The following is a 13,296-nucleotide window of genomic DNA, read 5'->3' as shown; positions in this document are numbered from 1 at the left end:
ACGAACGCGCTACGGCAACGAGGTGACACGATGGCACTGCTGACGGCAGAGGACATCCTCAACAAGAAGTTCTCGGCGACGAAGTTCCGCGAGGGCTACGACGTCGAAGAGGTCGACGACTTCCTGGACGAGGTCGTCCGGACTCTGACGGCGGTGCAGGAGGAGAACGACGACCTCCGTTCGAAGCTCTCCGCGGCCGAGAGCCGTGTGGGCGAGCTGAGCCGCAACGAGGCCGCCGCGCAGTCGGCCGAGCAGCCCGAGGCCCCGGCGCCGCAGGCCGCCCCGACCCCGGCGCCCGCGCTGGCCGAGGCCGCCGCCGGCAAGCAGGGTGCCGAGCCCGAGTCGGCGACCGGCATGCTGCAGCTCGCCCAGAAGCTGCACGACGACTACGTGCGCTCCGGCCAGGAGGAGGGCGACCGGCTGATCGCGGAGGCGAAGGCCGAGGGGTCGCGCATCGTCCGCGAGGCCGAGGAGACCAGCCACCGCACGCTGTCCCAGCTGGAGCAGGAGCGGTCGCTGCTGGAGCGCAAGATCGACGAGCTGCGCCTGTTCGAGCGGGACTACCGCACCCGTCTGAAGAGCTTCCTGCAGAACCTGCTCGGCGACCTGGACGCCCGCGGTTCGGCGCTCCCCCCGCAGCGGCAGAACGCCGGGGCAGGACGCTCGCAGGACCTCTGACACCGCACCCGGAGCACGCGGCGCGCGGATCGGCCCGCACCGGCAGACACGCCCGAAGGGCGCCTGCTGTTGTGCGGGCCGATCCGTGCGCTTACTCTTCGGTGACCTCGAAGAACGGAAGGGCGCCGAATGTCCAAGCTCTCCACCTCCCAGCGGGCGACGATCCGCGAGGAGTTCCCGAACCTGGCGCGTGACGTCAAGGACTTCCCGGTGCGTGACGGCGAGGAGCCGTGGACGCTCCAGGAGGTCTCCGAGCTCGCTCTGCTGCTCCTGGAGGACAAGGAGCGCTACACCGACGAGCTCGCCGCCGCGGACGCCGAGCTGTCCGACCTCCTGCGCAACTCCGGCGACGGCGCCGGTGACGACCAGGCGGACTACGGATCGAGCGCGCTCGAGCGCGAGCAGGAGCTCACCCTGGTGAACAACCTGCGGGACCTGCTCGACCAGACGACCCACGCGTTGGACCGCATCCGCAACGGGAAGTACGCCACGTGCGAGGTCACGGGCGCGCCCATCGGCAAGGCCCGGTTGCAGGCCTTCCCTCGCGCCACCCTGTCGGTCGAGGCGAAGGCGCGCGAGGAGCGGCGCTGACCGTAGACTCTGCGCGATGTCCACGACGCCCGCCGGGTCCGACCCGGCTCCCGACCTCCCGCACGAGCCCGTGTCACCCGCTCCGCAGGACGCCGCCGGCACCGCCGCGGATCATGACGCGGCCGTGACGGCCGCGCGCCGTCGCCGGCTCGGGGCCGGGGCCCTGGGTCTGGCCGCCGTGGTGCTGGTCGTCGACCAGCTGACCAAGTGGTGGGCGCTCGCCACGCTCAGCGAGGGCGAACGGGTCCCGCTGCTCGGCGACCTGCTGGGTCTGACCCTCGTCTTCAACCCCGGCGCGGCGCTGTCGTTCATGGCCAACGGCTACACCTGGGTCCTGACGATCGTCGTCGTGGCGGTCGTGGTGGTGATCCTGCGGGCGATGCGCCGCATCGGGTCGGTCGGCTGGGCGGTCGCCCTGGGACTGCTGCTCGGGGGAGCGCTCGGCAACCTGGTCGACCGGCTCGTGCGCCAGCCCGGGTTCGCCCGGGGGGAGGTCGTCGACATGATCGCCTACGCCGACCTGTTCGTCGGGAACGTCGCCGACATCGCCATCGTGGTCGCGGCCGGGATGATCATCCTGCTGACCTTCCGCGGGATCGGGCTGGACGGGTCGCGGCACACGGAGGACGGCGACTGATGGCCCTGCGGACCCTGCCGGTGCCCGACGGCCTGGCCGGCGAGCGGGTGGACGTCGCCCTGGGCCGGATGCTCGGCTTCTCCCGCAGCCAGGCCGCGGAGCTCGCGGCCTCCGGCGCCGTGCGCGCGGACGGGCGCACCGTGGGCAAGTCGGACCGGCTGCTGCCCGACACGCTGCTCGAGGTGGACGTCCCGGACGCGCGGGCGGACGCCGTGGAGGTCGTCGCCGAACCCGTCGAGGGCATGACGATCGCCTACGAGGACGACGACGTGGTGGTCGTGGACAAGCCGGTCGGCGTGGCCGCGCACCCGTCGCCCGGCTGGACCGGCCCCACCGTGGTCGGGGCGCTGGCGGCGGCCGGCTACCGCATCGCCACCTCGGGTGCGGCGGAGCGCCAGGGGATCGTGCACCGCCTCGACGTCGGCACGTCGGGGCTGATGGCCGTCGCCAAGTCCGAGGCCGCGTACACGGGCCTCAAGCGCGCCTTCAAGGAGCGCACGGTCGACAAGGTCTACCACGCGCTCGCCCAGGGGCACCCGGAGCCCACGACGGGCACCATCGACGCGCCGATCGGCCGCCACCCGCACCACGACTACAAGTTCGCCGTCGTCGCGGAGGGCAAACCGTCGGTGACCCACTACGAGGTCCTCGAGATGCTGCCGGCGGCCTCGCTGGTCGAGGTGCACCTGGAGACCGGGCGCACCCACCAGATCCGGGTGCACTTCGCCGCGCTGCGGCACCCGCTCGTCGGGGACCTCACCTACGGGGCCGACCCGGTGCTGGCCTCGCGCACCGGCCTGCAGCGGCAGTGGCTGCACGCGATGCGCCTCGGCTTCACGCACCCCGTGACGGGCAAGGACGTCGTCGTGGAGTCCGAGTACCCGGAGGACCTGGCGCACGCCCTGGAGACCCTGCGCGACGCCTACCGGTGAGCCGGTGACCGCTCTCACGGCGGGGCCGGGCGGGGACGTCGGAGGCCGCGCCTAGACTCGGGGCATGCCGGACGCCGCCACCCAGAAGACCGACGACTTCGTCCACCTGCACGTCCACACCGAGTACTCGATGCTCGACGGCGCCGCGCGGATGGACGACCTGTTCTCCGAGGTCGCGCGGCTCGGCCAGAAGGCCATCGCCATCACGGACCACGGCTACCTCTTCGGCGCCTTCGACTTCTGGAGCACCGCGCAGAAGTACGGCGTCAAGCCGATCATCGGCGTCGAGGCGTACGTCACCCCCGGCACCAGCCGCCACGACCGCACGAAGGTCCAGTGGGGCGAGCAGCACCAGAAGCGCGACGACGTCTCCGCCGGCGGCGCCTACACCCACATGACGCTGTGGTCCCGGAACAACACCGGCATGCACAACCTGTTCCGGGCGTCCTCGCTGGCGTCCCTCGACGGGCAGATGGGCAAGTGGCCGCGCATGGACCGCGAGCTGCTGGAGACGTACGCCGAGGGGCTGATGGCCACCACCGGCTGCCCGTCGGGCGAGATCCAGACCCGGCTCCGGCTCGGTCAGTGGGACGAGGCGGTCCGCGCGGCGGGGGAGTACCAGGACATCTTCGGCCGCGAGAACTACTTCGTGGAGCTGATGGACCACGGGATCGAGATCGAGTCCCGCACGTCGAAGCAGCTCCTGGAGCTGGCCCGCCACATCGGGGCCCCGCTGGTGGCCACCAACGACCTGCACTACACCCGCCAGGAGGACTCCCACGCGCACGAGGTGCTGCTGGCGGTCAACTCCGGGTCGACCCTGGACGAGCCCACCTACGACCAGGGCGGCAGCCGGTTCGCGTTCAGCGGCGACAACTTCTACGTCAAGTCCGGCGCCGAGATGCGCCGCCTGTTCGCCGAGATGCCCGAGGCGATCGACAACACGCTGCTCATCGCCGAGCGGTGCGAGGTCTCGTTCGACACCGGGGCGAACTACATGCCGAACTTCCCGGTGCCCGCCGGGGAGGACGAGGTCTCCTGGTTCGTCAAGGAGGTCGAGAAGGGCATGCACGTCCGGTACCCGCAGGGGGTCCCGGACGCCGTGCGCGCCCAGGCGAAGTACGAGACCGAGGTCATCGTCCAGATGGGCTTCCCCGGGTACTTCCTCGTGGTGGCCGACTTCATCAACTGGGCCAAGGAGCAGGGCATCCGCGTCGGCCCGGGCCGTGGTTCGGCCGCCGGGTCGATGGTCTCCTACGTCATGGGCATCACCGAGCTGGACCCGCTCGAGCACGGCCTGATCTTCGAGCGGTTCCTCAACCCCGAACGCGTCAGCATGCCCGACGTCGACGTCGACTTCGACGAGCGCCGGCGCTCGGAGGTCATCCGCTACGTCTCGGACAAGTACGGCGACGACCGGGTGGCGATGATCGCCACCTACGGCTCGATCAAGGCCAAGCAGGCCCTCAAGGACGCCTCCCGGGTGCTCGGGTTCCCGTTCGCGATGGGGGAGAAGCTCACCAAGGCGATGCCGCCGCCCGTGATGGGCAAGGACATCCCGCTGTCCGGCATCTTCGACCCCCAGCACGACCGGTACTCCGAGGCCGGCGAGTTCCGTCAGCTGCACGACACGGACCCCGAGGCGCAGCGCGTGGTCGAGACCGCCCGCGGCATCGAGGGGCTCAAGCGCCAGTGGGGTGTGCACGCCGCCGGTGTCATCATGTCCAGCGACCCGCTGATCGACGTCATCCCGATCATGCGGCGCCCGCAGGACGGGGCGGTGATCACGCAGTTCGACTACCCGACCTGCGAGGGTCTCGGCCTGATCAAGATGGACTTCCTGGGCCTGCGCAACCTCACGATCCTCGAGGACGCCCTGGAGATCATCGAGGCCAACGGCAAGGACCCGGTCCAGATCGAGACGATCGCCCTGGACGACAAGGCCTCCTACGAGCTGCTGGCCCGCGGGGAGACCCTGGGCGTGTTCCAGCTCGACGGCGGCCCCATGCGGTCGTTGCTGCGGCAGATGCGTCCGGACAAGTTCGACGACCTCTCGGCCGTCATCGCCCTGTACCGACCGGGGCCGATGGGCATGAACTCGCACGTCAACTACGCGCTGCGCAAGAACGGCATGCAGAAGATCGAGCCGATCCACCCCGAGCTCGCCGAGCCGTTGTCCGAGGTGCTCGACGAGACCTACGGCCTGATCGTCTACCAGGAGCAGGTGCAGCGCGCCGCCCAGGTGCTCGCCGGGTACTCCCTGGGCCAGGCGGACCTGCTGCGTCGTGCCATGGGCAAGAAGAAGCCCGAGGTGCTGGCCAAGGAGTTCGTGAACTTCGAGGCCGGCTGCAAGGAGCGGGGCTACTCGGACGCCGCCATCCAGGCGGTGTGGGACACGCTGGTGCCGTTCGCCGGGTACGCCTTCAACAAGGCCCACTCGGCCGGCTACGGCCTGGTCGCCTACTGGACGGCCTACCTCAAGGCGAACTACCCGACCGAGTACATGGCGGGCCTCCTGCAGTCCGTGCGGGACGACAAGGACAAGATGGCGCTCTACCTCAACGAGTGCCGTCGCATGCGCATCACGGTGCTGCCGCCGGACGTCAACGACTCGGCCGCGAAGTTCACGGCCGTCGGCGAGGACATCCGGTTCGGTCTGACGGCGGTGCGCAACGTCGGTGCCAACGTCGTGGACGCGATCGTGGCGGCGCGCGAGGAGCACGGCGCGTTCACCTCGTTCACGGACTTCCTGGACAAGGTCCCGGCCGTGGTGTGCAACAAGCGCACCATCGAGTCGTTGATCAAGGCCGGCGCGTTCGACTCGCTGGGCCACCCGCGCCGGGCGCTGCTCGTGGTGCACGAGCAGGCCGTGGACTCGGTGATCTCGGTCAAGCGCAAGGAGGCCGAGGGGCAGTTCGACCTGTTCGCCGACTTCGGCGGGGCCGACGACGAGGTGGTGAGCTTCTCCGTGGACGTCCCGGACCTGCCGGACTGGGACAAGAAGCAGCGGCTGTCCTTCGAGCGGGAGATGCTCGGTCTCTACGTCTCGGACCACCCGCTGTCCGGCCTCGAGCACGTGCTGGCCCGGGCGGCGGACACGTCGATCGCCACGCTCGTCGCCGACGAGCACCGCTCCGACGGGTCGGTGGTGACCGTGGCCGGGCTGCTCACCTCCGTGCAGCGCAAGATCAGCAAGAACGGCAACCCGTGGGCAGCCGTGACCATCGAGGACCTCGACGGCGGCGTCGAGGTGATGTTCTTCGGGGAGACGTACCTCGCCTACTCCACGGTGCTCGCCGAGGACCAGGTCGTGACGATCAGGGGCCGGATCCGGCGCCGTGACGAGCAGATGCAGCTGCAGGCCCAGGAGGTCTCGCTGCCGGACACCTCCGCGGTGGCCGACGCCCCGGTGCACGTGACCGTGCCGCACACCCGCTGCGTCGAACCGGTCATGATCCGCCTGCGGGAGGTGCTGTCCACGCACCCGGGGTCCGCGCCCGTGCACGTGGCCGTCGCCGAGCCCGGGAAGAAGACGCTCGTGCAGGCCGGGGACGGGCTGCGGGTGGAGAAGTCGCCCGCCCTGTTCGGCGACCTCAAGGCGTTGCTCGGACCGAGCTGCCTGTCATGAGCGGCACCTGGGACGACGGCAGCGCCGGCGACCGCTTCCGGTTGGTGCCGGCGGCCTACCTGCTGCTGCGCCGCGAGGGTCAGGTGCTGCTCCAGCTGCGCCGCGGCACCGGCTACATGGACGGCCACTGGGCCGCCGGTGCCGCCGGGCACGTCGAGCCGGGGGAGTCCGCGGTCGCGGCGGCGGTGCGCGAGGCGCACGAGGAGCTCGGGGTCCGGGTGGCGCCGACGGACCTGGTGCCACTGACGGTCCAGCACCGGGGCATCCCGGGCGGGCCGGCCCTGGAGCAGCGCGTCGACTTCTACTTCGCGGCCGACCACTGGGACGGCGAGCTGCAGATCCGCGAGCCGGAGCGGACCGCGGACCTGCGGTGGTTCCCGCTGGTCGCGCTGCCCCACCCGGTGGTCCCGCACGAGCTGCCGGTGCTGCGCGGCCTGCACGACGGGGTCCTGCCGGCCGTGCTCACCTTCGGTCTCTGACCGGCCGGGCGCCCGCCGGCCTCAGTGGTGGTGCCCGCGCGGTGCGTCCGGGTCGAACGGCGCAGCACCGGGACGCGTCCACTGCGGCACCGGCCGCCCCCGGTCCGTCCACCAGGTCCCCGTGGGGTGCTGCGGCCAGCCGTCGGGGGAGTCCTCCCAGGCCTCCTGGCGGCCGTACACCGTCAGGTCGAGCACCTGGAGCTGTGCCATGACGGCCTCGACCCCGCGGTGGGTGGTCTCGTGCGTCAGGTACACGTCCTCGCCGACCCGCAGGTAGCACGAGAGCAGGCCGCGGTCGTCGCTCAGACCGCCGTGCACCGCCTCGTCGTCGGCCTCCTGCAGCGAGTACCAGGGCACGCGGTACCCCATGAACGCCACGTACGGCGCGACCTCGTCCCAGGGGCCATCGCACACGACGGCGAAGGAGACGCCCCGGTGGTGGAGGTAGACGGCGTCCTGGAGGCTCCACACGCTCGCCGTGCACCCGACGCACTGGCCCTCGACGGGGTGCCCGGCGTGCCACATGTGCTGGTAGGTCACGAGCTGGTCCCGCCCCTCGAACAGGTCCAGCAGCGTGACACGGCCGCCGGCGCCGACGAGGACCGTCGCGGGGTCGACGGCCGTCATCGGCTGTCGGCGCCGCGCGGCGGCGAGGGCGTCGCCCTCGCGGGTGTGCGCCTTCTCGCGGGACAGGAGCGTCCGCCGCGCTCGCAGCCAGTTCGCGCGGTCGACGACGGCGGGGCGTCCGGGCCGGGTGGACGCCGAGGGCTGGACGGACATCGAGACCTCCTCGGGTGACGTGTGCAGGGTGTGACGACCGCACCCGCCGGAACTCATCGGTGCGCCGCGTAGGCTGGCGGCGATGATCCGACTCAACCCCGAGCAGCTCGTCTTCGTCACCGAGCGCCACCTGGCCACGCTGACCACCCTGCGCGCGAACGGCACCCCGCACGTCGTGCCGGTCGGCTTCACCTGGGACGCCGAGCGGGGGATCGCCCGCATCACGGCACGCCGGGGGTCGGTCAAGGCCGCCAACGCGCGACGGCGCGGGCCGGACGGCGAACCGCCCCGGGCCGCGCTGTGCCAGGTCGACGGCGGGCGGTGGCTCACCCTGGAAGGCACGCTGGAGGCGGTCGAGGACCCCGACGCCGTGGCCGAGGCGGTGCGGCGCTACGCGCGTCGCTACCGACAGGTCGCCTACGACCCGCGGCGGATCGTGCTGGAGCTCACCGTCGACCGGACCATGTCCTCGGCGTACATGGCGTCCTGAGGCGACGGACCGCGGAGGAGGTCGACCTCAGGTTCAGGTCGAGGTCGAGGGTCACCCTCAGGTCGAGGTCGAGGGTCAGGCGACGACGACGGTCTCGTCACCCTCGGGGCCCGCGACGGTGACCCGCATGCCGCGCGTGAGCTGGCGCCCACGTCGGGTCTCGACCTCGCCGTCGACGCTCACGTCGCCGTCGGCCACCAGGTCGCGGGCGTGGGTGCCCGACTCGGCCAGGCCGGCCAGCTTGAGGAACTGGCCCAGGCGGATGACGTCGTCGCGGATCGGTACCTCGATCGGGGTGTCCATGCGCCCATTGTCCGGGACGCCCGGACGTGCTGCGGCACGCCGCACCTAGACTGGTGGGGTGATCCGACGCATCGATCTTCGGGGCCGGTCCCTGTCCCGCCGTGACCTGATCGGGGTGCTGCCGCGCCCCGAGGTCGGCGTGGAGCAGGCGACCGAGGCCGTCGCTCCCGTCCTGGCCGACGTGCGGTCCCGTGGCGCTGCCGCGCTGCGCGACCTGGCCGAGCGTTTCGACGGGGTGCGTCCCGAGCATCTGCGGGTCCCGGCCGCGGCGATGCGCTCCGCGCTGGCCGAGCTCGACCCGGGTGTCCGTGCCGGGCTCGAGGAGTCGATCCGCCGGGTGCGGGCGGTGCACGCCGCCCAGGTCCCGCGGGAGCACACCACCGTGCTGGCCGACGGGGCCGAGGTGCGTCAGCGCTGGATCCCGGTGCAGCGCGTGGGCCTCTACGCGCCGGGCGGGCTGGCCGTCTACCCGTCCTCGGTGATCATGAACGTGGTCGCGGCCCAGGAGGCGGGGGTGCCGGGGCTCGCGGTCGCCTCCCCGCCCCAGCGGGACGCCGGCGGGCTGCCGCACCCGACCATCCTCGCCGCGTGCGCGCTGCTCGGGGTCGACGAGGTCTACGCGGTCGGCGGTGCCCAGGCGGTGGCCATGTTCGCCTACGGCGCGGCGGGGACCGACACGGTCGACGGCGACGTGCTGTGCGAGCCGGTGGACGTCGTCACCGGCCCGGGCAACGTCTACGTGGCGGCGGCGAAGCGCCTGGTCCGCGGCGTCGTCGGCATCGACTCGGAGGCCGGCCCCACGGAGATCGCCGTCCTGGCGGACGACACGGCCGACGCCGGTCACGTCGCCCTGGACCTCATCAGCCAGGCCGAGCACGACCCGATGGCCGCCTCGGTGCTGGTGACGCCGTCGCCGGAGCTCGCGGGCGCCGTCGAGGCGAAGCTGACCGACCTCGCGGACGCCACGAAGCACACCGAACGAGTGACCACCGCGCTGTCCGGTCCGCAGTCGGCCGTCGTGCTCGTCGACGACCTCGAGCAGGGGCTCGCGGTGGTGGACGCCTACGGTGCCGAGCACCTGGAGATCCAGACGGTCGACGCCGCCGCGTGGGCCGAGCGGGTGCGGTCGGCGGGGGCGATCTTCGTCGGGCCCTACTCGCCGGTCTCCCTCGGCGACTACCTGGCGGGGTCGAACCACGTGCTGCCCACGGGCGGGACGGCGCACTTCGCCAGCGGGCTCGGCGTGCACGCGTTCCTGAAGTCGGTGCAGGTGATCGAGTACGACCGGGACGCCCTGGCGGAGGTGGCCGACCGGATCGTCGCGGTCGCCGACGACGAGGACCTGCCGGCGCACGGCGAGGCGGTCCGCGGGCGCTTCTGAGCGGCCCGGCGCGCATCGCGACCGGTGTCGTGATTCCGCGAAATAGTGTGCCAAGCGGTCGACGGCACCCCGCCGCCGGCCGTCGGTGGGGCGTGACAGCATGGACGCCATGCCCACCGTCCCGCCCCGCGTCGACCCGCTCGAGATCGGCGGACTGGTGGGAGCCACGACCTTCCGCCGCGCCCAGGGCTACGAGCGCGGCGGCATGGTCGTCTCGTGGAGCTGGGACGCCGAGGCCCGGGTCCTCGCAGCGCGGGTCGCGGGCAGCGCGGTGCGCCCGTACGGGTGCCGCATCCGGTTCACGGTCGACGCCGACGGGCGGTACGCGGTCGACGAGGCGTCGTGCAGCTGCCCGGTCGCGACGGACTGCAAGCACGTGGCGGCAGCCCTGCTGCACGTGGGCCGGCACGGCGCGGACGGCCCCGGAGGGCAGGACGGGCCGGATGGATGGCGCGGTCGGCTCGCCGCGGTGACGTCGGCCGGACCCGACCCGGCGAGCGCCGGCGCCGTCCTGCCGGTCGGCCTGCGGTTCCGCCTGGACGGGGCCTTCGCCGAGGCACCCCCCGAGCTGTCCGTGCGACCGGTCGTCCCGGCCCGCAACGGCGGGTGGAAGACGGCACCGGAGGCCGGCTGGGAGGCGCTGGCCCGGGGCCTGTACGCCTTCGCCGACGTCCGGGCCACGCCTGCCCCCGCGGTGCGGCGCTGGTTCGCCGACCTCGGGGCCGCGCTCAGCGACGGCGTCACCCGCAGCCGCGAGGCCTGGCGACCGCTGGCCACGGCAGGACGAGGGCTCTGGCCGCTGCTGGCCGAGGCCGCCGAGCTGCAGATCCCCCTGGTGGGGCAGGGGAGCCGCGACGAGGTGCTGCTGGGGCGCACGGCCTCCCTGCGGCTGACCGCCCGGTCCGTCGCGGACGGCGTCCGGCTGGACCCCGTGGTGTCGATCGACGGCGAGGACGTCGTGGGACCCGAGCGTCAGGGTGCCGTCGGCACCAGCGGGCTGTTCACGGTCGAGACCCGCGGCGGCCGCACGCTGCTGCGCCTCGCGCCCACCGGGTCCCGGCTGACCGACGGTGCGCGCGAGCTCGTCGGTGGCGGGTCGCTGGACGTGCCGGCCGCCGACGTCGACGAGCTGGTCGGCGAGCACCTGCCCGCCCTGCGTCGTGCCGTCACCGTCGTCTCCGACGGCAGCGTCGAGCTGCCCGAACCCGCGCGGCCGGTGCTCGTGGCCCGCGCCGACTTCGACTCCCCGCAGCGCGCCGTCGTGCGCTGGTCGTGGCGGTACCCGCGCCCGTCCGGTGCGCCTCGCGACGTGCCGCTGGACGGTGCGGCGCACGACCCCTCCCGTGGACCCGAGGCCGAGGACGAGATCCGGTCCGCTGCCGTCGCGGCCGTGCGGGGACTGGCCGGGTTCGAGCGCTTCGAGATCGCCCGGCAGCAGACGTACACCGGCCTGGAGGCCCTCGACCTCGCCGGTGAGGTGCTGCCCGCCCTGGCCGGCGCCGGTGTCGTCGTCGAGGCGCCCGACGTCCCCGACTACCGGCACCTGGACGCCCCGCCCCGGGTCGTGGTCGACGGCGCCGCGTCCGGCGACGCGGACTGGCTCGACCTCGGGATCTCCGTCACGGTGGCAGGTCGGGAGGTTCCCTTCACCCGCCTGTTCACGGCCCTGGTCCGCGGGCAGAAGCGTCTGCTGCTCACGGACGGCTCCTGGCTGCGGCTGAACCACGCCTCGTTGCGTCGCCTGCGGAACCTCGTCGACGAGGCCTCCGCCCTCGAGGACGTGCCCGGCCGGCTGCGGGTCAGCCGGTACGACGCCGAGCTGTGGGGGGAGCTGGAGGACCTCGCCGACTCCGTCGACGTGTCCGCACGGTGGCGGCGGACCGTGGCGGACCTGCGTCTCCTCACCGCCGGCGACCGGACCGTGGCACCGGTGCCCGCGCCGCCCGGACTGCGCGCCGAGCTGCGGCCGTATCAGCACCGCGCGTACGAGTGGCTGAGCTTCCTGCACGGCCACGGGCTGGGCGGGATCCTCGCCGACGACATGGGCCTCGGCAAGACGCTCGAGGTCCTCGCCTTCGTGGCCGGGGTCCGGGCACGGGCCGAGGACGGCCCGCGTCGACCGTTCGTCGTGGTGGCTCCCGCCTCCGTCGTCGGGAACTGGGTCGACGAGGCCGCACGCTTCACCCCCGACCTCCGCGTCGTGCCCGTCCCGTCGACCACGAAGAAGCTCGGCCGGTCCCTGGCCGACCTCACCGACGGGGCCGACGTCGTCGTGGTCTCCTACGCCGTCTTCCGGCTGGACGTCGCCGCCTTCGAGGGACGCCCGTGGGCCGGGCTGGTCCTGGACGAGGCGCAGTTCGCGAAGAACCCCCGGACGCGGGCCCACCAGACCGTCCGCCGGCTCGACGCCCCCTTCAAGCTGGCCGTCACGGGCACCCCGCTGGAGAACAACCTCACCGAGCTGTGGGCGATGCTCGCGATCGTCGCCCCGGGGCTGTACCCGTCGTCGCACCGGTTCCGCGCCGAGGTGGTGCGCCCGGTCGAGGCCGCAGCACGCGACGACGACCCGCAGGTCGTGGCCGCCGGGAACCGTGCCCTCGGGAGACTGCAGCGTCGGCTGCGCACCCTCATGCTGCGCCGCACCAAGGAGCAGGTCGCCCCCGAGCTGCCCGCCCGGACCGAGCAGGTGCTGCGGGTCCCGCTCACCGCCGACCACCGCAAGATCTACGACACCCACCTGCAGCGCGAGCGCCAACGTCTGCTCGGGCTGCTCACCGACTTCGAGGCCAACCGCGCCGCGATCTTCCGGTCGCTGACCACGCTGCGGCGGCTGGCCCTGGACGCCGCCCTCGTCGACGACGCCTACGCCGGGGTGACGTCGGCCAAGCTCGACCTCGTGGTCGACCAGCTCGTCGAGCTCGTCGCCGAGGGGCACCGGGCGCTCGTCTTCTCCCAGTTCCCCTCCTTCCTGCGCCGGGTGGCCGCCCGGTGCGCCCAGGCCGGGCTGGCGACCGTGTCGCTCGACGGCAGCACCAGGGACCGCGCCGGGGTGATCGCCGGGTTCAAGGCCGGCGAGGCACCGGTGTTCCTCATCAGCCTCAAGGCGGGCGGGTTCGGGCTGAATCTCACCGAGGCCGACCACGTCTACCTGCTGGACCCGTGGTGGAACCCGGCCGCCGAGGCCCAGGCGATCGACCGCACCCACCGGATCGGCCAGACCCGGCCGGTGCAGGTCACCCGGCTGGTCGCGGCCGACACCATCGAGGAGAAGGTCATGGCGCTCGCGCGGCGCAAGGCCGCGCTGTTCGACGCCGTGGTCGACGACGCCGCCGGGCGGTTCGCCGGCGTCCTGGACGCCGACGACGTCCGGGGCCTGCTGGGGGAGTAGCCCGACCCG

The 13,296-nt window shown here is 72.9% G+C and carries 11 protein-coding genes; 9 read left to right on the top strand and 2 right to left on the bottom strand.

Going from position 1 to position 13,296, the window contains the following annotated elements:
* Positions 1–30: 30 nt before the first annotated feature.
* From HLI28_RS11640 to HLI28_RS11615, 6 genes are all read left to right on the top strand, one after another.
* Complete coding sequence (locus tag HLI28_RS11640; RefSeq protein ID WP_171247731.1) at positions 31–678, top strand: DivIVA domain-containing protein; 648 nt, start codon at positions 31–33, stop codon at positions 676–678.
* A gap of 129 nt (positions 679–807) precedes the next feature.
* Positions 808–1,269 carry a TraR/DksA family transcriptional regulator gene (locus tag HLI28_RS11635; protein ID WP_171247730.1) on the top strand — a complete coding sequence of 154 codons (462 nt, stop codon included), beginning with the start codon at positions 808–810 and terminating at the stop codon, positions 1,267–1,269.
* Between the two features lie 16 nt (positions 1,270–1,285).
* On the top strand, positions 1,286–1,906 hold the full coding sequence (gene lspA / locus HLI28_RS11630; RefSeq protein WP_171247729.1) for a signal peptidase II: 621 nt from the start codon (positions 1,286–1,288) through the stop codon (positions 1,904–1,906).
* Positions 1,906–2,838, top strand: a complete 933-nt coding sequence (locus HLI28_RS11625) for an RluA family pseudouridine synthase (protein ID WP_171247728.1) — start codon at positions 1,906–1,908, stop codon at positions 2,836–2,838. The genes lspA and HLI28_RS11625 overlap by 1 nt, the downstream gene beginning before the upstream one ends.
* A 64-nt stretch (positions 2,839–2,902) precedes the next feature.
* Positions 2,903–6,466: a DNA polymerase III subunit alpha gene (gene dnaE, locus HLI28_RS11620; protein ID WP_171247727.1), complete on the top strand. Its 3,564-nt coding sequence runs from the start codon at positions 2,903–2,905 to the stop codon at positions 6,464–6,466.
* Positions 6,463–6,945 (top strand): NUDIX hydrolase, encoded by a 483-nt coding sequence (locus HLI28_RS11615; RefSeq protein ID WP_171247726.1) that lies wholly within the window; start codon positions 6,463–6,465, stop codon positions 6,943–6,945. The genes dnaE and HLI28_RS11615 overlap by 4 nt, the downstream gene beginning before the upstream one ends.
* A gap of 21 nt (positions 6,946–6,966) precedes the next feature.
* Here HLI28_RS11615 and HLI28_RS11610 read toward each other — a convergent pair whose 3' ends face one another.
* Positions 6,967–7,725: a DUF899 family protein gene (locus HLI28_RS11610; RefSeq protein WP_171247725.1), complete on the bottom strand. Its 759-nt coding sequence runs from the start codon at positions 7,723–7,725 to the stop codon at positions 6,967–6,969.
* Between the two features lie 82 nt (positions 7,726–7,807).
* On the opposite strand from HLI28_RS11610, the gene HLI28_RS11605 reads away from it, so the two are divergent.
* Positions 7,808–8,215, top strand: coding sequence for a TIGR03618 family F420-dependent PPOX class oxidoreductase (locus HLI28_RS11605; RefSeq protein WP_171247724.1), 408 nt, complete (start codon positions 7,808–7,810; stop codon positions 8,213–8,215).
* A 75-nt stretch (positions 8,216–8,290) separates the two neighbouring features.
* Here HLI28_RS11605 and HLI28_RS11600 read toward each other — a convergent pair whose 3' ends face one another.
* Positions 8,291–8,518, bottom strand: coding sequence for an RNA-binding S4 domain-containing protein (locus tag HLI28_RS11600; protein WP_171247723.1), 228 nt, complete (start codon positions 8,516–8,518; stop codon positions 8,291–8,293).
* 58 nt (positions 8,519–8,576) lie between these two features.
* Between HLI28_RS11600 and hisD the strand changes: the two genes are divergently transcribed.
* Both hisD and HLI28_RS11590 read left to right on the top strand, forming a co-directional pair.
* On the top strand, positions 8,577–9,899 hold the full coding sequence (hisD, locus tag HLI28_RS11595) for a histidinol dehydrogenase (RefSeq protein ID WP_171247722.1): 1,323 nt from the start codon (positions 8,577–8,579) through the stop codon (positions 9,897–9,899).
* Between the two features lie 109 nt (positions 9,900–10,008).
* Positions 10,009–13,287, top strand: a complete 3,279-nt coding sequence (locus HLI28_RS11590; protein WP_171247721.1) for a DEAD/DEAH box helicase — start codon at positions 10,009–10,011, stop codon at positions 13,285–13,287.
* Positions 13,288–13,296 lie beyond the last annotated feature (9 nt).

This window comes from Isoptericola sediminis (assembly GCF_013085345.1).
GTDB classification, from domain to species: domain Bacteria; phylum Actinomycetota; class Actinomycetes; order Actinomycetales; family Cellulomonadaceae; genus Isoptericola; species Isoptericola sediminis.
This window is presented reverse-complemented; position numbering and strand designations above follow the sequence as displayed.